This is a genomic window from Ancylobacter sp. TS-1, assembly GCF_009223885.1.
Taxonomy (GTDB): Bacteria; Pseudomonadota; Alphaproteobacteria; order Rhizobiales; family Xanthobacteraceae; genus Ancylobacter.
Window position 1 is genome coordinate 3,522,051 of record NZ_CP045144.1, and the last position, 20,664, is coordinate 3,542,714.

Annotated in this window: 21 protein-coding genes; 8 read left to right on the forward strand and 13 right to left on the reverse strand. The window is 68.1% G+C overall.

Going from position 1 to position 20,664, the window contains the following annotated elements; genetic code table 11:
* Positions 1–58: 58 nt before the first annotated feature.
* Positions 59–682 (reverse strand): 2,3-bisphosphoglycerate-dependent phosphoglycerate mutase, encoded by a 624-nt coding sequence (locus GBB76_RS16485; protein WP_152304308.1) that lies wholly within the window; start codon positions 680–682, stop codon positions 59–61.
* 19 nt (positions 683–701) lie between these two features.
* The gene (dapB, locus tag GBB76_RS16490) at positions 702–1,508 is read right to left on the reverse strand and encodes a 4-hydroxy-tetrahydrodipicolinate reductase (protein ID WP_152304932.1); all 807 of its coding nucleotides are present in this window, start codon (positions 1,506–1,508) and stop codon (positions 702–704) included.
* A 342-nt stretch (positions 1,509–1,850) separates the two neighbouring features.
* Between dapB and GBB76_RS16495 the strand changes: the two genes are divergently transcribed.
* Both GBB76_RS16495 and ilvN read left to right on the forward strand, forming a co-directional pair.
* Complete coding sequence (locus GBB76_RS16495; RefSeq protein ID WP_152304309.1) at positions 1,851–3,611, forward strand: acetolactate synthase 3 large subunit; 1,761 nt, start codon at positions 1,851–1,853, stop codon at positions 3,609–3,611.
* A gap of 156 nt (positions 3,612–3,767) precedes the next feature.
* On the forward strand, positions 3,768–4,283 hold the full coding sequence (gene ilvN, locus GBB76_RS16500) for an acetolactate synthase small subunit (protein ID WP_152304310.1): 516 nt from the start codon (positions 3,768–3,770) through the stop codon (positions 4,281–4,283).
* A gap of 48 nt (positions 4,284–4,331) precedes the next feature.
* Here the strand turns inward: ilvN and GBB76_RS16505 are convergent, their stop codons facing one another.
* Complete coding sequence (locus tag GBB76_RS16505; protein ID WP_152304311.1) at positions 4,332–4,880, reverse strand: DUF924 family protein; 549 nt, start codon at positions 4,878–4,880, stop codon at positions 4,332–4,334.
* 155 nt (positions 4,881–5,035) lie between these two features.
* On the opposite strand from GBB76_RS16505, the gene GBB76_RS16510 reads away from it, so the two are divergent.
* The 4 genes from GBB76_RS16510 (at position 5,036) to GBB76_RS16525 (ending at position 7,337) form a co-directional block, all read left to right on the forward strand.
* On the forward strand, positions 5,036–5,692 hold the full coding sequence (locus GBB76_RS16510) for a TetR/AcrR family transcriptional regulator C-terminal domain-containing protein (protein ID WP_152304312.1): 657 nt from the start codon (positions 5,036–5,038) through the stop codon (positions 5,690–5,692).
* A 16-nt stretch (positions 5,693–5,708) separates the two neighbouring features.
* Positions 5,709–6,728 (forward strand): ketol-acid reductoisomerase, encoded by a 1,020-nt coding sequence (gene ilvC / locus GBB76_RS16515; protein WP_152304313.1) that lies wholly within the window; start codon positions 5,709–5,711, stop codon positions 6,726–6,728.
* 122 nt (positions 6,729–6,850) lie between these two features.
* Positions 6,851–7,144: a BrnT family toxin gene (locus tag GBB76_RS16520; protein WP_152304314.1), complete on the forward strand. Its 294-nt coding sequence runs from the start codon at positions 6,851–6,853 to the stop codon at positions 7,142–7,144.
* Positions 7,113–7,337 (forward strand): hypothetical protein, encoded by a 225-nt coding sequence (locus tag GBB76_RS16525; protein ID WP_246668963.1) that lies wholly within the window; start codon positions 7,113–7,115, stop codon positions 7,335–7,337. The genes GBB76_RS16520 and GBB76_RS16525 overlap by 32 nt, the downstream gene beginning before the upstream one ends.
* A gap of 61 nt (positions 7,338–7,398) precedes the next feature.
* Here the strand turns inward: GBB76_RS16525 and GBB76_RS16530 are convergent, their stop codons facing one another.
* Complete coding sequence (locus GBB76_RS16530; protein ID WP_152304315.1) at positions 7,399–7,920, reverse strand: macro domain-containing protein; 522 nt, start codon at positions 7,918–7,920, stop codon at positions 7,399–7,401.
* 226 nt (positions 7,921–8,146) lie between these two features.
* Between GBB76_RS16530 and GBB76_RS16535 the strand changes: the two genes are divergently transcribed.
* Together GBB76_RS16535 and GBB76_RS16540 are read left to right on the forward strand one after the other, a co-directional pair.
* Positions 8,147–8,536, forward strand: a complete 390-nt coding sequence (locus GBB76_RS16535) for a GtrA family protein (protein ID WP_152304316.1) — start codon at positions 8,147–8,149, stop codon at positions 8,534–8,536.
* On the forward strand, positions 8,533–10,410 hold the full coding sequence (locus GBB76_RS16540; RefSeq protein WP_152304317.1) for a hypothetical protein: 1,878 nt from the start codon (positions 8,533–8,535) through the stop codon (positions 10,408–10,410). Before GBB76_RS16535 ends, GBB76_RS16540 begins: the two co-directional genes overlap by 4 nt.
* 37 nt (positions 10,411–10,447) lie before the next feature.
* Here GBB76_RS16540 and GBB76_RS18960 read toward each other — a convergent pair whose 3' ends face one another.
* The 9 genes from GBB76_RS18960 to GBB76_RS16585 all read right to left on the reverse strand — a co-directional run bounded on the left by GBB76_RS18960 (position 10,448) and on the right by GBB76_RS16585 (position 20,590).
* On the reverse strand, positions 10,448–11,425 hold the full coding sequence (locus tag GBB76_RS18960) for a WxcM-like domain-containing protein (RefSeq protein WP_152304318.1): 978 nt from the start codon (positions 11,423–11,425) through the stop codon (positions 10,448–10,450).
* 2 nt (positions 11,426–11,427) lie between these two features.
* Positions 11,428–12,432 (reverse strand): glycosyltransferase family 2 protein, encoded by a 1,005-nt coding sequence (locus GBB76_RS16550; RefSeq protein WP_152304319.1) that lies wholly within the window; start codon positions 12,430–12,432, stop codon positions 11,428–11,430.
* Positions 12,429–13,547, reverse strand: a complete 1,119-nt coding sequence (locus tag GBB76_RS16555) for a DegT/DnrJ/EryC1/StrS aminotransferase family protein (RefSeq protein ID WP_152304320.1) — start codon at positions 13,545–13,547, stop codon at positions 12,429–12,431. Before GBB76_RS16555 ends, GBB76_RS16550 begins: the two co-directional genes overlap by 4 nt.
* 91 nt (positions 13,548–13,638) lie before the next feature.
* Complete coding sequence (locus tag GBB76_RS16560; RefSeq protein ID WP_152304321.1) at positions 13,639–14,160, reverse strand: DedA family protein; 522 nt, start codon at positions 14,158–14,160, stop codon at positions 13,639–13,641.
* A 13-nt stretch (positions 14,161–14,173) separates the two neighbouring features.
* Positions 14,174–15,454 carry an FAD-binding oxidoreductase gene (locus tag GBB76_RS16565; RefSeq protein WP_152304322.1) on the reverse strand — a complete coding sequence of 427 codons (1,281 nt, stop codon included), beginning with the start codon at positions 15,452–15,454 and terminating at the stop codon, positions 14,174–14,176.
* A 23-nt stretch (positions 15,455–15,477) separates the two neighbouring features.
* Complete coding sequence (gene mutL, locus GBB76_RS16570) at positions 15,478–17,421, reverse strand: DNA mismatch repair endonuclease MutL (RefSeq protein ID WP_152304323.1); 1,944 nt, start codon at positions 17,419–17,421, stop codon at positions 15,478–15,480.
* A 250-nt stretch (positions 17,422–17,671) separates the two neighbouring features.
* Positions 17,672–18,493 carry an ABC transporter permease gene (locus tag GBB76_RS16575; protein WP_152304324.1) on the reverse strand — a complete coding sequence of 274 codons (822 nt, stop codon included), beginning with the start codon at positions 18,491–18,493 and terminating at the stop codon, positions 17,672–17,674.
* Positions 18,493–19,404, reverse strand: a complete 912-nt coding sequence (locus GBB76_RS16580; protein WP_152304325.1) for an ABC transporter permease — start codon at positions 19,402–19,404, stop codon at positions 18,493–18,495. Before GBB76_RS16580 ends, GBB76_RS16575 begins: the two co-directional genes overlap by 1 nt.
* Before the next feature lie 10 nt (positions 19,405–19,414).
* Positions 19,415–20,590: an ABC transporter ATP-binding protein gene (locus tag GBB76_RS16585; RefSeq protein ID WP_152304326.1), complete on the reverse strand. Its 1,176-nt coding sequence runs from the start codon at positions 20,588–20,590 to the stop codon at positions 19,415–19,417.
* Between the last annotated feature and the right edge of the window lie 74 nt (positions 20,591–20,664).

Below are 20,664 nucleotides of genomic sequence, written 5' to 3' on the forward strand. Positions count from 1 at the left end.
CCGTCTTCACGTCACTCATATGGGTCCGCTTTCGGCACCGGCAAGCCGGCCGGCGTGCTCAGCCGGCCAGATCGACCACGCTCTCCACGGTGGAATCGGCCTTCAGCCGGTAGATCACCGGCGCCCCGGTGGCGAGTTCGCGATGGGTGATGGTCTCGGGCGTGTGCTTCTCCAGCACCATGATCAGCGCCCGCAGCGAATTGCCATGGGCGGTGACCAGCACCCGGTTGCCCTGCAGCACCTTGGGCAGAATTTCGGTGACGTAATAGGGCAGGGTGCGGGCCACCGTGTCCTTCAGGCTCTCGCCGCCGGGCGGCGGGACGTCATAGGAACGGCGCCAGAGATGCACCTGCTCCTCGCCCCATTTGACGCGGGCATCGTCCTTGTTGAGGCCGGAGAGGTCGCCATAGTCGCGCTCGTTCAGGGCGATGTCGCGGGTGATCGGCAGGCCGGTCTGGCCAAGCTCGACGAGCGCGAGGTCGAGCGTCTTCTGCGCGCGGGACAGGTTGGAGGTGAAGGCGAGGTCGAACTGGTAGCCCTCCGCCTTCAGCCGCGCGCCGGCCTTCTTGGCTTCCTCGACGCCAAGCGGCGTCAGATCCGGGTCGCGCCAGCCGGTGAACAGGTTCTTGAGGTTCCACTCGCTCTGGCCGTGGCGGACGAGCACGAGAAGGCGTTCGGTCATCAGGGCGTTCTCCGTTCGGTCAGAAGTCGTTGAGGCCGAGCACGTCGGTCATCGAATACAGGCCCGGCTTGCGTCCGCGCGCCCAGCGGGCGGCGGCCAGCGCGCCACGCGCGAAGATGCCGCGATCCTCGGCGCGGTGGCCGAGCTCGATGCGCTCGCCGGCGCCGGCGAAGATCACGTTGTGCTCGCCTACCACGGTGCCGCCGCGCAGCGTGGCGAAGCCGATGTCGCCGGCCTTGCGCGGCCCGGTGACGCCGTGGCGCGAGAACACGCCGTTCTCCTCCAGCGTCACGCCGCGCCCCTGCGCCGCCGCCTCGCCCAGCAGCAAAGCGGTGCCCGAGGGGGCGTCGATCTTGCGGTTGTGGTGCATCTCCAGCACCTCGATGTCGAAACCCTCGTCCAGCGTGCGCGCCACCCGCCGCACCACGGCTGCCAGCACGTTCACGCCGAGGCTCATATTGCCCGACTTGACGATGGCGGCGTGGCGCGCGGCGGCGGCGACCCTGGCCTCATCCTCCGGCGAGAAGCCGGTGGTGCCGATCACATGCACGATCCGCGCCTGCGCGGCGAAGGTGGCATAGGCGACGGTGGCGGCGGGGATGGTGAAGTCGATCACGCCGTCGGCGGCGGCGAACTGGGTGAGGGCGTCGTCGGACACCTTGATGCCGAGCGGCGGCAGCCCGGCGAGTTCGCCGGCGTCGCGGCCAAGATACTCGCTGCCGGGCTGGTCGATGGCGCCGACCAGCAGGAGATCGGAAGCCTCGGCGATGGTGCGGATCAGCACGCGACCCATGCGCCCCGATGCCCCGACGACGACAAGCCGCATCTGCGTCATGGAAGGTGTGCTCCTCAAGCTTCCGCGCGGTATAGCGGCCTTCCACTGCCACGAAAAGTGCGCGATCGTCTTACATTCTTCACGTGAGGCAGGCCTCACGCTTGACGCATGCGGCGCGTGGCTGTACAGGTCGCGCAACTTTACGAAGGAAGGGCGCGAAGATGCGCAAGAAAATTATCCTTATCGTAGGCCGGCGCGTCGCCGCGGAGCTTGCCTGACGGCTGCTCCGCCTAACGGTGACGCGCGGAAAATGGCCCCTGACGGGGCCTTTTGATTTTCTGGACCTTTCCCTTCCGACCGCAGCGAATGACGAGCGTAAAAGGAACGAGACCCATGTTGCGCGAGATGACCGGCGCCGAAATGGTGATGCAGGCCCTGATCGACCAGGGCGTCGAGCACATGTTCGGCTATCCCGGCGGCGCGGTGCTGCCGATCTATGATGCGATGTTCCACCAGAACCAGGTGAAGCACATCCTCGTGCGCCACGAGCAGGGTGCTGTGCACATGGCGGAGGGCTATGCCCGCTCGTCCGGCAAGGTTGGCGTCGTGCTCGTGACTTCGGGTCCGGGCGCCACCAACGCGGTCACCGGCCTCACCGACGCGCTGCTGGATTCGATCCCGCTGGTCTGCATCACCGGGCAGGTTCCGACCCACCTCATCGGCACGGACGCCTTCCAGGAGTGCGACACGGTCGGCATCACCCGTCCCTGCACGAAGCACAACTATCTCGTCCGCGACATCAACGACCTCGCCCGCGTCATGCACGAGGCGTTCTACGTCGCCCAGAACGGCCGTCCCGGTCCCGTCGTCGTCGACATCCCCAAGGACGTGCAGTTCGCCCGGGGCGTCTATGTCGGCCCGGAGAACATCCAGCACCGCACCTATCAGCCGCGCCTGAAGGGCGACCCGGACAAGATCCGCACGGCGGTTGAGATGCTGGCCAAGGCCAAGCGCCCGATCCTCTACACCGGCGGCGGCGTGATCAATTCCGGCCCGGAGGCGAGCCGTCTGCTGCGCGAGTTCGCCCGCCTGTCCGGCTATCCCGTCACCTCGACCCTGATGGGCCTCGGCGCCTTTCCGGCCTCCGACAAGCAGTGGCTGGGCATGCTGGGCATGCACGGCACCTACGAGGCCAACATGGCGATGCATGACTGCGACGTCATGCTGTGCGTCGGCGCGCGCTTCGACGACCGCATCACCGGCCGCGTCGACGCCTTCTCGCCGAACTCGAAGAAGATCCACATCGACATCGACCCGTCCTCGATCAACAAGAACATCAAGGTCGACCTGCCGATCATCGGCGATGTGAAGCACGTTCTGGAGGACATCCTCACCGTCTGGCGCGGCATGAAGGCCGAGCCGGACCGGCAGGCGGTCGCCTCCTGGTGGGGCCAGATCGACCGCTGGCGCGCGCGCAAGTCGCTCGCCTTCCAGGCCTCCGACCGCATCATCAAGCCGCAGCAGGCCATCAAGGCGCTGTACGATCAGGTGAAGGACAAGGACGTCTACATCACCACCGAGGTCGGCCAGCATCAGATGTGGGCGGCGCAGCACTTCCACTTCGAGGAACCGAACCGCTGGATGACCTCCGGCGGCCTCGGCACCATGGGCTACGGCCTGCCCGCCGCCATCGGCGCGCAGGTGGCCCATCCCGACAGCCTCGTCATCGACATCGCCGGCGAGGCCTCGATCCAGATGTGCCTGCAGGAGCTCTCGACCGCTCTGCAGTTCAACCTGCCGGTCAAGGTCTTCGTGCTGAACAACGAGTATATGGGCATGGTGCGCCAGTGGCAGGACCTGCTGCATGGCGGGCGCTACTCGCACTCCTACTCGGAATCGCTGCCGGACTTCGTGAAGCTGGCCGAGGCCTATGGCGGCGTCGGCATCCGCTGCTCGAACCCGGCCGATCTCGACGGTGCCATCCACGAGATGATCAGCGTCAACCGGCCGGTGCTGTTCGACTGCCTGGTCGACAAGATGGAGAACTGCCTGCCGATGATCCCGTCGGGCAAGCCCCATAACGAGATGATCCTGCCCGACCATCCCGAGGCGCTCGACGAGGCCATCGACGAGGAAGGCAAGATGCTGGTGTGACGGGGCTTCGCCGCCGTCGCCTCCTTCCCTCATCCCCGGGCTTGACCCGGGGACCCAGCGTCTCGGTGCGGCCGACGTCTGGGTGGCCGGGTCAAGCCCGGCCATGAGGAATGGTGGTTGTTCCGCTTTTCAGCAGCCCGCTTTTCAGAGTTCCCCATGTCCCCTGTGATCGAACCCGCCGAACGCCACACCCTCTCCATGCTGGTCGACAACGAGCCGGGCGTGCTCGCCCGCATCGTCGGCCTGTTTTCCGGGCGCGGCTACAACATTGACAGCCTGACCGTCTCCGAGGTCAGCCACGCCTCGCATTTGTCGCGCATCACCGTGGTGACGACCGGCGCGCCGCCGATCATTGAGCAGATCAAGAGCCAGCTTGACCGCCTCGTGCCGGTGCACCGCGTCGTCGACCTCACCGTGGTCGGCAAGGCGGTGGAGCGCGAGCTCGCGCTCATCAAGGTGCGCGGCAAGGGCGAGATCCGGCAGGAGGCGCTGCTGATCGCCGACAGCTTCCGTGCCCGCACCGTCGACACGACGCTGGAGAGCTTCGTGTTCGAGATCACCGGCAAGCCGGAGAAGATCGACCAGTTCGTCTCGCTGCTGGAGCCGCTCGGCCTCGTCGAGGTCTCGCGCACGGGCGTCGCCGCTATCGGGCGCGGCCCGGAAGGCATGTGAGGCCGCCGGCCTGACGACGGCGCGGCGGCGGGGTGTCGCCGCGCGCCTTCAGCCGGCGAAGCCGCCGGCGGCAAGGAAGGCGTGTTCCTCGTCCGAGCTGTCGCGCCCCAGCACCGGGTTGCGGTGCGGGAAGCGGCCGAAATCGCGGATGATGTCGCGATGGACGACGGCGTGATGCACGCCTTCCGGATCGTCCGCCGCCTCGCACAGAGCAAGGCAGCGCTCCTGATCCGCCAGTTCCTCCGAATGCATGAACGGCATGTAGAGGAAGCGCCGCTCCGGCAGGTCGAAGGCGCGGTCGAAGCCGCGCGCGACCGCTCTATCGGCGACGTTGCGCGCCGCTGCGTCGGTCGCGAAGGCGCGCGGCGAACCCCGGAACAGGTTGCGCGGAAACTGGTCGAGCAGCAGGATCAGCGCGTAGCTGCCTTCCGCCGTTTCCTCCCAGCCGTCGAGTTCCCCGGCGGCGGCGGCCTCATAGGCGTCGAGGAAGCGGGCGCGGATCGCCGCGTCGAAGGCATCGTCCTTCTCGAACCACCTTTCCGGTCCGGCCGCGCGCCAGAAATCCAGTATGTCTACAGGGCGGGGCAGTCGGCTCATCGCTCGTCTCCGTCAGCGGGATGTCGGCAGGACGAAAGCGAGATAGCCCGCCGGGCGAAAATGTCGAGCCTCAGCCCGCCGGCCGACTCCGCTTGCATGGCCATGCGCGCTCCTATACAGGGAACCGTAACGTACGGTACGGATGTTTTCGATCGATGCAGACGCAGATCGACCCCCAAGGCGAGACGCTGACAGAGCGGCAGCAGGCCGTTCTCGACGCCGTGCTCGCGCTGATGGTCGAGCGCGGGGGCGACGTGACCATGACGGCGGTGGCGCGGCGCGCGAGCTGCTCGAAGGAAAGCCTCTACAAATGGTTCGGCGACCGTGACGGGCTGCTGAGCGCCACCGTGCGTTGGCAGGCCTCCAAGGTGCGGGCCGGCAATTACGACCGCCAGACGCTCGACATACTGGCGTTGCGCGACAGCCTCGTCCGCTTCGCCGCCAACTGGCTCGGCGTCATCTCGAGCCCGACCTCCATCGCGCTCAACCGCTTCGCCATCGCGCAGGCCGGCACGGGCGGAGGCAATCTCGGCGCCATCATGCTGGCCAACGGGCGCTTCGCCATCGGCGAGCGGCTGAAGCCCCTGCTGGATGCCGGCCGCGAGGCGGGCCTGCTCGACTTCGACGACACCGAGACCGCCTTCCGCAGCTTCCTCGGTCTTGTCGGCCGCGACGTGCAGATCCGCCTGCTGCTCGGCGACACGCTCGCTCTGTCGCCGGCCGGCATCGAGCGCGACGCGGCGCGGGCCACCGACCAGTTTCTCACCCTCCACGGCACGGAAAAGACGCGCCGGGGCAAGATCAACGCGTGACATCAAGGAGACTCCCATGCGCGTTTACTACGACCGGGACGCCGACGTTAACCTCATCAAGGGCAAGAAGGTCGCCATCATCGGCTATGGCAGCCAGGGCCGCGCCCACGCGCTGAACCTCAAGGAGTCCGGCGTCAAGGAACTCGCCGTCGGCCTCAAGCCGGGTTCGGCGACCGCCAAGAAGGTCGAGGCCGACGGCCTCAAGGTGATGACCGTCGCCGAGGCCGCCAAGTGGGCCGACCTGATGATGATGGCCACCCCTGACGAACTGCAGGGCGACATCTACAAGAACGAGATCGCCCCCAACATCCGCGACGGCGCGGCGATCGCCTTCGCCCACGGCCTCAACGTGCATTTCGGCCTGATCGAGCCGAAGTCGACCGTCGACGTGCTGATGGTCGCCCCCAAGGGCCCCGGCCACACCGTGCGCGGCGAGTACCTGAAGGGCGGCGGCGTGCCGTGCCTCGTGGCCGTGCATCAGGACGCCTCCGGCAACGCGCTCGATCTCGGTCTGTCCTACGCTTCGGGCGTCGGCGGCGGCCGCTCGGGCATCATCGAAACCACCTTCAAGGAAGAGTGCGAGACCGACCTGTTCGGCGAGCAGGTGGTGCTCTGCGGCGGCCTCGTCGAGCTGATCCGCGCCGGCTTCGAGACGCTGGTGGAAGCCGGCTACGCCCCGGAGATGGCCTATTTCGAGTGCCTGCACGAAGTGAAGCTGATCGTCGACCTCATCTATGAGGGTGGCATCGCCAACATGAACTACTCGATCTCGAACACCGCCGAGTGGGGCGAGTACGTCTCCGGCCCGCGCATCATCACCGCCGAGACCAAGGCCGAGATGAAGCGCGTGCTCACCGACATCCAGACCGGCAAGTTCACCTCGGAATGGATGCAGGAATACAAGGCCGGCGCCGCCCGCTTCAAGGGCATCCGCCGCGTCAACGATGCCCACCAGATCGAGGAAGTCGGCGCCAAGCTGCGCGGCATGATGCCCTGGATCGAGAAGAACAAGCTCGTCGACAAGGCGAAGAACTGAGGTCAAGCGGGAAGCCGCTTTCCACAGGTCCTCCACAGAGAATACCCAGGGTTATCGACAATTCGGCCACACGCTTTTCGGGTCTCCGCTATCTTGACCATCAACGGTTTGCGGAGGCCCGCATGGGCGAGACGGACGATTTCGAGTGGGACGACGACAAGGATGCGGCAAACCGTGCCAAGCACGGTTTGCCACTTCTCGTCAGCGAATTCGTCTTTGACGGGCGCCCGCGCTTCGAGCGCTCCTCACCGAAGTTCGTGGCCGGCGAACCGCGCGTCGAAGCGATGGCCGAGGTCGCGGGGCGTGTTATATTGTGCGTCTTCGTCTGGAGAGGGCGCAAACGGCGCCTTATATCCGTGAGACGGGCACATCGGAGCGAGAGACGTGTCTTCGCACAAGCCGTCGAAGGAAGCTGAACGTCTGCTGCGCGACTTCGACTGGTCGAAGGTCGATGCGCTGACGGATGAGCAGATCATCGAGGCAGCGAAGGCCGATCCCGACAGTTCCCTGCCCACCGAGGCCGAACTTGCCGAATTCGATCTGGTTCTGCCCGCCAAGGCACGGCGGGAGATGAAGCAAGGCAAGCCGCCGAAGGAAGCCGCCGAATAGGTGCCAACGCAAAAGGGCGACCCTCGGGTCGCCCTTTCCGTATCCGTCGGTCGATGCCGTTTCACACGGCGGCGGTGAGGCCGGGTTCCCGGGCCTTCTGGCCCTTGTGATAGACCACATAGACGTAGACCGGGATGCCGAGCGCGCCGAGATGGCGCTCGATCAGCGGCTTGACGTCCGCCCAGTCGAGGCCGCCGACACCGGTGGCGAGGCGCGGCAGGGCGAGGCTGGCAATGCCTTCCTCCTCGACGAAACGGGCCAGCGCCTTCAGCGCGTGGCCGACATTCTCGGTCGTCGCCTTGCCCGGGCGGCCGGTGGCGTTCTCGGCCGGCTCCTGCGTCAGCAGGTTGAGGATGCGCACCGCCTCGCCGTTTTCCGCCACGCCGCCCCATGCCCAGATCGTGCCGGCCTTGGGATGGTCGATCCGGCCATAATGGCGGAAGTCCTTGGCCAGAGAGGGCCAGCGCTCGCGCAGCGCCAGCGCGAGGCCGGTGTCGAAATGATCGCCGGGCGCCACGCCATGGGCGATCGCGTCGGCGCCGCTGAGGAGAATGTCGCCTTCCACTTCGTGGATCTTCGCCATCGTGTTGTCCTTCCTTCTCGGGGGCTTTCGTTGCGCCCTGTGTCGGGGAAGGCGCGCCCGGTGTCGTTGAGGAAACGCAACGCCGATGCGTTGTCGGCCTTGCGCAGCGGCCCGGCGGCCACGGACTTGACTCGCCCGGTTGGATGACTTCTTTCATGGCCGCAGGCGGTACCGGCGCTTCGCCCGGCGCCATGCCGCTCCGGGGCTCCTCTCACCTCACGATGCGATGACGACGCGAATTGGAAGTATCGGGCGCGACGCAACCCGCTTCGGCATCGCCGGCATCGTCAACACGGCCCTTTCCCTAGGCGTCTACCAGCTCGCCCTGTTCGTCGTGTCGCCCTCGCTGGCCTATGCGCTGGCGTGGCTGGCCGGCATTGCGTTCCTGATCGTGGTCTATCCCAGCCGGGTGTTCGTCGGCGGGCGCAGCGGCTGGCGCGACCGGGTGCTGCTCGCCTCCAGCTACATCGTCGTCTTCCTCCTCGGTCTCGTCTTCCTCAGGGGCTTCATCGCCGTTTTCGGTGCCGAGCGGCTCGCCATCATCGCGACCATCGGCTTCACGACCATCCTCAATTTCCTGGCGTCGCGCCTCGTCCTGCGCAGAAGGATCACATGAGCCCGAGGTTCTCCGCCTTCCGTCCCAGCGCCGATCAGCTTGAGCGTGTGGTCGTCTTCCTGCTCGTCGCGGTGCCGCTGCTCAGTCTCGGTCTCAACGCGTGGGGATGGCTGGCCTACGGGCTCGATCTGCCGGTGGCCGACGACTGGCGGACCTATCATGGCGCCGATCCCGGACGTCTCACCATCGCCAAGCTGTTCGAACCGGCGAACGACACGATCTATGCGGTGGGGCGGCTGTTCGACTTCCTCGCCCTCAAGCTGCTTTCCGGCAACTCGGTCGCCTATCAGCTCGTCTCCATGCTCACCGTGCTGGGCTTGCTGCTGTGGCTGCAATGGCGGCTGCTGAAGCTTGTCCTCACCAGCACGGCCGCCATCGCCCTCAGCTTCGGGCTGACGGTTCTCATGCTGCAGCCCGACACCTACTGGGGGCTGCAGAACATCGCCTATCATCAGGCGGTGCCGCTGGTGTGCGTGCTGGCCATCCTGCTCATCACGCTGGAGCACGAGGCCCGCCGCGCCTGGGATCTGGCCGCCATCTTCCTTCTCGGCGTCGTTGCCGGCCTCGTCTACATCTCCGGCGCCTTCGCCATGCTCATGCAGTGGGCGGTATTCATCGCACTGGCCCTGCTGGCCAATACCGAGCTGCGGCCGGCGCTGCGGCGGGCGGCGCTGGCGCTGACGCTGCCGGCGCTGGGCACGACGGCCTGCCAGCTCTGGGTCATACTGGTGGCGCAGGGCGGTCAGACGCACCGGCCGGACGCGCCATGGGCGCTGCCCACCTCGCCGGATTTCTGGCTGTTCCTGCTCGGCAAGGTCGGGCGCTCGATCATGCTGTCGCGAAGCCAGGCGCTGATATCCCTCAGCGTCACCCTGGCGCTCGTCGCGCTGATCGTCTTCCTCTTCGTCCGCTACACCGCCCGCTACGTCGGCGCGAAGCGGGAGCCGGTTCCCCCGCCGGTGGCCCGGTTCACCGTGATCTTCGTCACGCTCTGCGCGGTGATCGCCTCCTATCTCGCCCTGGTGAGCGCGGGCCGGGCGCATCTGGCGGAAGGCGATGTCAGCGGGCTCGGCTATTTCTCGCTGGGTTTCCCGCGCTTCCACTTCTTCTGGGTCACGCTGATCTGGCCGTGGGTGGTCGCCGGCCTCCTGCTCGCCGAGGAGCGCGGGGAACTCGGCGCGCGCTGGGCATTGGCCACGCGGTGGGGCGCGCTGATCGTGTTCGTCTTCGCCATCGCCGGCGGCGCGCTCAACCATGCCAGCCAGTACCGCAAGCATCTCGACAATCGCCTGCAGTCCGAGGTTCCCTGTCTTCGCGACCAGCTGGCCCGCGGCGGCCCGGTCCTGTGCGAGAGCGTCTATCCCGGCGACATGACGGACATCTATGTGAACGCCTGGAATCTCGGCGTGTCCTTCACCCGCTATTTCGGTCTGGCCACGGTGCCGGCCCCCGGCATTCCGGCCCTGTGGACGCTTTCGGAAGCGACCTATCCTGGCATCGACGTGCGGAAGGCCGAGCGCGCCACCCTGCGCGAGGGCGGGCTCGACCTCGTCGCTCCGGCCGGTGCGTCGCTGAGCTTCGACGTCGGCTCACCGGAGGCGCTGCGCAACTGCGCCGCCGTCACCGTCGCCGGGACGCTGGATCTGGCGAAGCGCGAGGTGCTGCGTGTCGACTATGTGGCCTTCGACGCGCAGGGCCAGCCGCAGCAGCGCACGGCCCGTCGCCCCATGCGTCCGGGCCGGGACGCGCGTTTCGCGATCGAGTTTGCGAACATTCACGGCTTCGGCAGCGCCTTCACCTTCGTCCCGGGCGGGGCGCCGGCGGCAGCGCGGATCGAGCGGCTGGAAGTGTACTGCGTCCTGCGGGCGCGATAGGCCGGGCGCCGTCTGCGCCCGCCTGCGCCGGCTCTTCTCAGGCGGAGGCGCCGCCGACCAGCGCGAGGAAGGCCTCGTATTCGCGGATATAGTCCGCCGCGTCATAGGCGTGCGAGGCATAGACCTGAAGCGCGGTGTCGGGCTGGAACTTGTACTGGATGCCCCAGACCATGGGCGACAGGTAAAGGCCGACCGTCGGGTCGTCGAGCACGACCTCGCGCCGGCGTGTGCCGTCGTCGATCACCACCGACAGGCTGCCATGGACGGCGATGAGGAACTGCTCGCATTTCCTGTGGGCATGCTCGCCGCGCACCAGGCCGCTCGGCACGGAATGGACAAGAAAGCTGCGCCGGGGAAGGAAGGGCAGGTCGCGATCGAATTCGAGCGGCGCGAGGCTGCCGCGCATGTCGGTGAAGCCCGGCAGGCGGTGCAGCGCGCAGCGCCCGACATCGAGGGCCAGACGGCTTCCAGCCTTGCGCTCCAGCGCCGGCGTCGCGGCGGGCAGGTCCCCGCCCTCCTGCACCGGCTTCGGCGTCTGGTAGCCCTTGATGACGGCGGGGTTGCCGACCACCACGGCGTAAGGGGGCACGTCCTTGGTAATGACGGCCCCGGCGCCGACCATGGCGAGCCGCCCGATCCTCACGCCGGGAAGGATGGTCGCGTTGGCGCCGATCGAGGCGCCGTCCTCGACCACGGTGACGCGGAAGCTCTCCGGATACTGCTTGGAGCGTGGGAACATGTCGTTGGTGAAGGTGGCGTTCGGCCCGACGAACACGCCGTGGCCGAGGCGCACGCCGTCCCAGAGCTGGACGCCGCACTTGATGGTGACGTCGTCGCCGACCACCACGTCGTTCTCGATGAAGACATGGTCGCAGATGTTGCAGTTGCGGCCGATCCGGGCCTCCGGCAGCACATGGGCGAACGCCCAGATGCGCGTTCCCTCGCCGACCGTCCCGCTTTCGCAGAGGCCCTTCTCGTGGATAAAGACGCCGGCCGGAGCCTTGAGAGCGGACACGCCTATCTCCCTTCCTTTTCGACGACGCGGCTGATGAGCCGCAGCGGCCGCCTCTTGGTGTTCTCGAAGGCGCGCCAGAGATAGCAGCCGAGAATGCCCTGCACGGCGAGGCTCGACGAGCCGAAGAACAGGATCAGCAGGATGATCGCGGTATAGCCGGACACGGTGATGAGGCCGGCGAGCTTGGCCACCAGAGTGACGACCCCCAGCACGAGGCTGAGCAGGCAGCCGAAGGCGCCGATCCACAGCACGAGCATGATGGGCGCATCGGAGAAGGAGAAGATGCTGTCCATCATGTAGCGCAGCCGGCGGCTGAAGTTCCACGCGCTGGTGCCGTGGCGGCGCTCGCGGCGGGCATAGGGCACGAAGGCGCGGCGGTAGCCGACCCAGAAGAGCTGGGCGACCAGCGAGCTGTTCGGCTCGGCAATGTCGAGCACCGCGTCCCGTACGGCGCGGTTGCAGGCGAACACATCCACCCCGCCCGGCGGAATGTCCGGCACCACCAGCCGGCGGTAGAGCGCCCAGAAGGTGTTGGAGGCCAGCGTGCGCAGGAACGGGTCGTTGCGCTCGGCGCGCTGGCCGAACACCACGTCGGCGCCGTCGCGCGCCAGCAGGTCGAAGAACGCCAGCACCACCTCCGGCGGCTCCTGAAGGTCGGCGGCCATCACGGCGAAGTAGCGGCCGGACGCCAGTTCGAGCCCGGTGCGGATCGCGGTGAACGAACCGAAATTGCGGCTGTGGAAGGCGATCTTGGAGCGGAACGGAAAGTCCTTCTGCCGCTCCAGCAGCATCGGGCCGGAGGCATCGGGCGAGCCGTCGACGACGAGGACCACCTCGAAGGAAGGGCCGATGCGGGTGGCAAGCTCGCCGAGCGCCTCGACCAGTTCCGCCACGTTCTCCGCATTCCGGTAGACGGGAATGATCAGCGAATGGGTGACCTCGGCTGAGGCCTCTCCGCCTTCGCGGCCCTCGGGCGCGGCGTCCTCGGCGCGGGAGATCGTGGTCATGCGGTGTAATCCCGGAGGCTCGCGCAGATGCGTTCGACCTCGCCGTCCTCAAGGAAGGCGAAGCAGGGCAGCGTCACGATACGCGCCACCGAGCGGCGCGCCACCTCTACCCCGCTTGGGGTCAGGCGGGGGGTAGGCCAGGCGGGCTGGTCGCAGTCGAGTATCGGGTAGTGGACGTCGCTCGCGATGCCGCGCGCATCCAGAAAGGCGCGGAAGCGGTCGGGCGCCTCGACCATGGCGATAGCCAGATGCGCCACCGTCTGCGGCGCCCGCACCAGCGCGACGTCCGCCGACGCCGCCCCGACATAGGCGTCGAGAATGGCCACGCGACGCGCATTCATCGCGTCGAGATGAGGAAGCAGCGTGGAGAGAATGCCCGCCTGCAACTCGTCCATGCGCGAATTGCGTCCGCCGGCGAGGCCGATGCGGTATTTGGCGGTCCAGCCATACTGGTGCAGCCGCGTCACCGTCTCGGCCAGCGCGGCGTCGGCGGTGACGATGGCGCCCGCATCGCCCATCGCGCCGAGATTCTTGGTCGGGTAGAAGCTGAAAGTGGCAATGTCGCCGGCCGCGCCGGCCAGGACCTGTCCGCAGCGGACCCCGTGCGCCTGCGCGCAATCTTCCAGTATCGGCACATGGGCGAAGCCCCGCGCATTCATGGCGGCGCGTAGTGCCCCGACATCGACGGCACCGCCATACAGATGCGTCGCGACGACGAGCGCGGTATCGGCGCCCAGCGCCGCGACGGCGCTGGCAATGTCGATGAGCAGCGTCGCGGGATCGACATCGGCGAAGACGGGGACGAGGCCGACATGCTGCGCGGCGGTCGCGCTATAGCCGCCGGCATTGGCGACCGTCACCACCTCGCGGCGCTCAATCCCGCGCACCTGAAGCAGGGCGCGCATGGCGATCTCCAGCGCGTCGGTGCCGTTGGCGACCGGAATGCAGTGCGGCACGCCGACATAGGCGGCGAATTCCTGCGCGAAGCGGCGGGTGTGGGGGCCGTTCAGCCAGTAGCCCGACGCCGCGATCTCGCCCATCACGCGGCCGATTTCGTCGGCATGGCGGGCAAAGAGCCGGGCGGTGTCGTTCAGCGGAATGCGCGCGGTCGTCATGCAAGCGGCTCTTTGTATCTGTCGGTGCCGATAGCAGCTTTTGGCCCCGCACGGCAATCGGCATCGCCCCCGGCTGCCCCGGCGGGCGCGCTCAATAGCCGAGCGCCTTCATCGCCGCCGCGCCCGGGGTGAGGAGGAGGAGGGCCCAGAGCATGGCGGAGGCGATGTTGGCCATCTGGAACCGCCCGTGCGGCATGGCGAACATGCCGGCGATGAGCGGGATCACCGCCCGCATCGGGCCGAAGAAGCGGCCGATGAACACGCTCCAGGTGCCGAAGCGGAAGAAGAAGCGTTCGCCGCGCGCCATCAGATCCGGGTAGAGGCGCAGCGGCCAGGCGTGGCGGGCGCGGTCCTTGAAGTGCAGGCCGACCCAGTACGACACCGCATCGCCCAGCGAGGCGCCCACCGCCGCCGCCGTCCAGACCGGAAGGAAGGGGGCGCCGCCGGCCTCGATCAGCGCGCCGAGGCCGACCATGACGAAGGTGGCGGGAAAGAACAGCGACACCACGGCGAGGGATTCGCCGAAGGCGAGGATGAAGGCGATCCACGGCGCCCAATGGGCGTGGATCCTGACGAAATCCAGCACCTGCCCGGCATAGGCTTCCAGTCCCATCGGTCGCCCGCCCTCACAGCCGGTCGCGCAGGGCGTAATAGCTCATGCCGGCCACCAGCAGCGGCCAGCGCATCAGCGGCCCGCCGGGGAAGGCGGGCACCGGCAGGCGGGCCAGCAGGTCGAACTCGCCGAGCTGGCCCTTCACCGCCTGCGCCAGCAGCCGGCCGAAATAGGGTGCCAGCATCACGCCCTGCCCGGAATAGCCGGCGGCCGCGAGCACGCGCGGCGAGAGCTTCCGCACGAAGGGCATGCGGCTCATGGTGATGCCGAGAATGCCGCCCCAGCCATAGTCGATGCGCACATCCGCCAGCTGGGGGAAGATCTTCAGCATGTAGGGCCGCACGAAGGCGCCCGGATTCGGCCGCAGCCCGCGCCGGTAGCTCTCGCCGCCGCCGAACAGCAGCCGGCCGTCGCCGGAGATGCGGTAGTAATTGACCACGAAGCGGCTGTCGGCCACCGCCGCGTCGTTGGAGATGATCTCCCGCGCCCGCGCGCCGAGCGGCTCGGTGGCGGCTATGTAGTTGGCGATCGGCATCACATGGGTGTCGACCCGCCGGTCCAGCCCGTCCTGCAGCCCGTCGCCGCATTCGAGCACGAAATCGGCCTCCACCGCGCCCGAGGCGGTGACGACGCGCACCTTCGCGCCCTCCTCGACGCGCAGCGCGCGCGAATGCTCGAACAGCCGGGCGCCGGCGCCATGGGCAGCGGCGGCAAGGCCCAGCGCGAGGTTGAGCGGGTGCAGATGGCCGCCGCCATGGTCGATCATGCCGCCGTGATAGGCGTCCGAGCCGACCATCTCCCGCAGTTCCTCGCGCGAGAGCGGGGCGGCGAGCGGGTAGTCGTAGACCTCGTTCAGCTTGCGGGCATAGGCGTGGGAATGCGCGACATAGCCCGGCTTGTGGTCGGCGACGACGAGCCCCGGCCGGACGTCGCAGTCGATGGCATGGCGGGCGATGAGGGCGTGCAGCAGCGCCTTGGCTTCTTCCGCCAGCCGCCACAGCGCCTTGGCGTCGTCGAGCCCGACATGGGCTTCCAGCCAGTCCTGGTCGCGGCGCTGGCCGGTGTGGATCTGCCCGCCATTGCGGCCCGATGCGCCGGAGCCGACGCGGCCGGCTTCCAGCAGCACCACGTCGAGCCCCGCCTCGGCCAGATGCAGCGCGGCGGACAGGCCGGTATAGCCGCCGCCGATGACGCAGACATCGGCGCGCACCGTGCCGGCAAGCGGGGGGAAGGCGGGGAGGGGGTGCGCGGTTGCCGCGTACCAGCTCGTGGGATGGTCGGTTTCAACAGACATGCGCGGCTATCCTAGCCGATCCCTCAGCGCCGCGCGAAGAGGCGTTCGATGTCGGCCAGCGCCAAAGTGACGAAGGTCGGCCGGCCGTGATTGCACTGGGCGGCGTTCGGCGTCGCCTCCATCTCGCGCAGCAGCGCGTTCATCTCCTCCACCCGCAGCCGGCGGCCGGCGCGGACGGAGCCGTGGCAGGCCATCGTCGCGGCGATGTGGAGCAGGCGGCGCTCCAGCGGCAGCGCGTCGTCCCATTCGGCGGCGTGCTCGGCAAGCTCGCGCAGCAGGGCGGAAATGTCGGCCTCGCCGAGCAGGGCGGGCACCTCGCGCACCAGCAGGGCGCCGGGGCCGAAGGGCTCGATGACGAGGCCGAGCGTCTCCAGCGCTGGCGCGCGCTCGGCCAGCCGGCCGGCCTCGGAAGGGTCCAGCTCGACCACCAGCGGCACCAGCAGCATCTGCCGGGCGAGGCCGTCGCGCGCCATGGCGGCCTTGAGCTTCTCGTAGACGATGCGCTCATGGGCGGCGTGCTGGTCGATCACCACCACGCCGTCGCGGGTCTGGGCGATGATGTAGGTCTCGTGCAGCTGCGCGCGGGCGGCGCCGAGCGGGCGCTCCATCAGCTCCGGCGCGGCCGGGGCGGCATTGGCGCGGGCATCCGCGCCGGGGACCAGGGCGAGAGCGAGGCCCATCTCGGGGCCGAGACCCGGGGCTGCGCGGGTGTTGCTGCCGAAATCGAAGTCAAAGCTCTGGGGGCGTTCGGAAAATCCCGAAAATCCGGCGTCCGGTGCCTCACCGGGGCGGTGTTGGCTGTCAGCGACAGAGAGGTGAGACATGCCGGCCGAGTCGTCCGCCGCCGGTGGCGCGGCCCAGGAGCGGGTCCAGTCATAGTTGCCCGGTCGGGACTCCGGCCGGAATCCGCCGCCGAAATCGGGACGGGCGAACTGCGCCAGCCGCTCCGCCGCCGTCGAGGCGGTGCGCGGCACGGCGAGCGCCAGCGCGTCGGAAAGCGTGCGCACGATCAGCGCGCGCACATTGCCGGCGTCGCGGAAGCGCACCTCGGTCTTGGCCGGGTGGACGTTCACGTCCACCTCGCGCGGGTCGAGGTCGAGGAACAGCGCCGTCACCGGGTGGCGGTCGGAGGGCAGCAGGTCGGCATAGGCCGCGCGGATGGCGCCGATCAGCACCTTGTCGCGCACCGGCCGGCCGTTGACGAACAGGTATTGCGACAGCGAATTGGCCTTGGCGTAGGTCGGCAGCCCGGCGAGGCCGGACAGGCGGGCGCCCTCGCGCCGGCCGTCAATGTCGAGTGCGTTGGCGCCGACCTCGTGGCCGAGCACATCGGCGATGCGCGCGCGCCGTCCCGCCGCGTCGGCCGTGCGCGCCGGCCAGGTGAGGGGCGCGCGCTCGTCGGTGACGAGGGTGAAGCCGACTTCCGGCCGGGCCAGCGCGAGGCGCTTGACCGCATCCACCGCCGCCGCCGTCTCGGCGCGCTCGGATTTCAGGAATTTCAGCCGGGCCGGGGTGGCGAAGAACAGGTCGCGCACCTCGACGCGGGTGCCGAAGCCGAGCGCGGCCGGGCGCACCGGGGATTTCACCCCGCCCTCGACGCGGATCTCGTGCGCGCTCTCCGCCCCCTTCGGCCGGCTGGCGATGGAAAGCCGGGCCACCGCGCCGATGGAGGGCAGCGCCTCGCCGCGAAAGCCGAGCGTGTGGATGGCGAGCAGGTCCTCGCCGTCGAGCTTGGAGGTGGCGTGGCGCTCGACCGCGAGGAAGAGGTCCTCGGCGCTCATGCCGCAGCCATCGTCGGTGACGCGCATGAGGCGGCGCCCGCCGCCATCGATGACGATCTCGACGCGGCTGGCCCCGGCGTCGAGCGCGTTCTCGACGATCTCCTTCAGCGCCGCCGCCGGGCGCTCGACCACCTCGCCCGCGGCGATGCGGTCGACGAGGAGCGAGGGAAGCAGGCGCAGCGGCATGGAGAGTGCGGTCCGATGGAGATTCGGGGGTTATCGGCCGCAGTATAGCAGCCCGCGCAGGGTTGGCGTCATCCCGGACGGCCGCAGGCCGATCCGGGATCGTGCGCGGAAAGAGCGCCCTTTTCGGCGGACGGTCCCGGCTCTGCGCTTCGCTCCGGCCGGGATGACGTGACGCGTCACGGAGCCAAGACGTGGATGGCCGGGTCAGGCCCGGCCATGACGTGTCTTCCTGCCACGCGCAGTCGATCCCCTACGCTTCCGCCGCCGCCATGCGCTCGGCCTTCTGGCGCTCCATCTCCTGCCGCTTGGTCAGGATCGAGGCGAAGATCACCACCACGGTGACGATGGCGATGAGGATGGTGCAGGCGGCGTTGATTTCCGGCGTCACGCCGAGGCGCACCTGGCTGTAGATCCGCATCGGCAGGGTGGTGGCGCCGGGGCCGGTAGTGAAGCTGGCGATGACGAGATCGTCCAGCGACAGGGTGAAGGCCAGCATCCAGCCCGAGATCACCGCCGGCAGGATGATCGGCAACGTGACGACGAAGAAGGTCTTGAACGGGGTGCAGCCGAGGTCGAGCGCGGCTTCTTCCAGCGAGCGGTCGAAGGTCACGAGGCGCGACTGCACCACCACCGAGACGAAGCACAAGGTGAAGGTGATGTGCGCTAGCGTGATGGTCCAGAAGCCGCGGTCGAGGCCGATGGCGACGAAGAGCAGCAGCAGCGACAGGCCGGTGATCACCTCCGGCATGACTAGCGGGGCGTAGACCATGCCGGAGAACAGCGTGCGGCCGAGGAAACGGCCGTAGCGGGTCAGGGTGATCGCCGCCAGCGTGCCGAGCACGGTGGCGACGGTGGCGGTGATGAAGGCGACGCGCAGCGTCACCCAGGCGGCGTCGAGCAGCTGCTCGTTCTGGAACAGCTGCCAGTACCAGTGGGTGGAGAAGCCCGCCCACACCGTCACCAGCCGCGAGGCGTTGAAGGAGTAGATCACCAGCAGGATGATGGGGATGTAGAGGAAGGCGAACCCCAGCGCGATCGAGGTGACGTTGAACCAGGAAAGCCCCTTGCGCATCAACGTCCCTCCACTTCGCGGGCTTGCAGGTTCTGGTAGAAGACGATCGGGATCACCAGCACCATCAGCAGCAGCACCGCCACCGCCGAGGAGACGGTCCAGGAGCGGTTCACCGAGAACTCGGTCCACAGCACCTTGCCGATCATCAGCGTGTCCGAGCCGCCGAGCAGGTCGGGGATGACGAACTCGCCCACCGCCGGGATGAAGCAGAGCAGGCAGCCGGCGAACACGCCCGGCAGCGAGAGCGGCCAAGTGATCTTCCAGAACGCCGCGAAGGGCGGGCAGCCCAGATCCGCCGCGGCTTCCAGCAGCGTCTCGTCCATCTTCTCCAGCGCCGAGTAGAGCGGCAGGATCATGAAGGGCAGGTAGGAATAGACGATGCCGATATAGACCGCCGTGTCGGTGGCGAGGATCTGCAGCGGCGCGTCGGGGCTGATGATGCCGAGCGCGATCAGGAGCTGGTTCAGCAGCCCTTCCGGCGAGAGGATGCCGATCCAGGCGTAGACGCGGATCAGGAACGAGGTCCAGAACGGCAGGATGACCAGCATCAGCAGCGTCGGGCGGATGGATTTGGGCGCCCGCGCCATGGCGTAGGCGATGGGATAGCCCACCATCAGCAGGAGCAGGGTCGAGATGCCGGCGATCCAGACGCTGGAGCCGTAGGCCTCGATGAACTCGTTGTCCCAGCTCAGCACATAGCCGTAATTGTCGAAGGAGAGCTCGGCGAAAGCCTCCTTGAACGCCGTCCAGCCCTCCGACAGGTCGAAGGTCGGCAAATAGGGCGGCTGGGCGATGGCGTCCTGCGACAGGCTGATCTTGAAGACGATCAGGAACGGCACCAGGAACAGCGCCAGCAGCCAGAAATACGGGACGGCAAGAACCAGCCAGCGCCCGCGCGATTTCACCGCCATGGACGCCTCCCTACCGGGTCAGGATCACGCCGGCATCCGGCGTGAAGGAGACATAGACCTTGTCTTCCCAGGTGATGGGGCGCTCGACCATGCGGGTGAGATTGGGTTTGGCGGCCTTGACCCGCGAGCCGTTGGGCAGCTCGACATGGTAGATCGACAGGTCGCCGAGATAGCCGATGTCCCAGATCGTGCCGGCGAGGCAGTTCACGCTCGGGTCGGCCGGCGGGTCGAGTTCCACCCGCAGCTTCTCCGGCCGCAGCGCCAGCGCCACACTCTCGCCGACCTTGGCCTCGCATTCCTGCGTCGCGGTCAGCCTCATGCCCGGCGCCGCCTCGGCTTCCAGCGTCACCAGACCCGGGGTGAGGGCGACCACCTTGGCGTCGAGGATGTTCACGTCGCCCACGAAGTCGGCGACGTAGCGCGAGTTCGGCTGCTCGTAGATCACCGCCGGCGGGGCGACCTGCACCAGCTTGCCGTGGTTCATCACCGCGATGCGGTCGGCGACCGTCATCGCTTCCTCCTGATCGTGGGTCACGATCAGGAAGGTCATGCCGAGCTCCATCTGGATGTCCATGAGCTCGAACTGGGTCTCCTCGCGCAGCTTCTTGTCGAGCGCGCCGAGCGGCTCGTCCAGCAGCAGCACCTTGGGCCGCTTGGCCAGCGAGCGGGCGAGCGCCACGCGCTGGCGCTGGCCGCCGGAAAGCTGGTGCGGCTTGCGCTTGGCGAACTTCTCCAGCTTGACGAGCTTGAGCATCTCCTCGACGCGGGCGGCGACGGCGCCCTTCTCCATGCGGTCCTGCCGCAGGCCGAAGGCGATGTTGTCCCACACGCTCATATGCGGGAACAGCGCGTAGGACTGGAACATCATGTTGGTCTGCCGCTTGTAGGGCGGCGTGCCGACGAGATCCTGCCCGGCAAGGGTGATCTGGCCCTCGGTCGGGTCCTCGAAGCCGGCCAGCATGCGCATCAGCGTGGTCTTGCCGCAGCCGGACGGCCCGAGCAGGGCGAAGAACTCGCGCTCATAGATGTCGAGGGAGAGATTATCGACGGCGACGAACTCGCCGAATCTCTTGGTCACGTTCTGGTAGCGGATCAGCGGGACGGCCTGCGGGTCGTTCCAGGGAGCGAATGTGCGGCGGATGCCGCCGACGGTCTTCTGCGTCTTATCGGCGACGCCGGTGCTCATGCTGACTGGTTCCCGTTGCCCACCGGTTCGAAGCCGGCCCTTCCGCTGACGCTAACCGGCTTCGCGTGACGGCT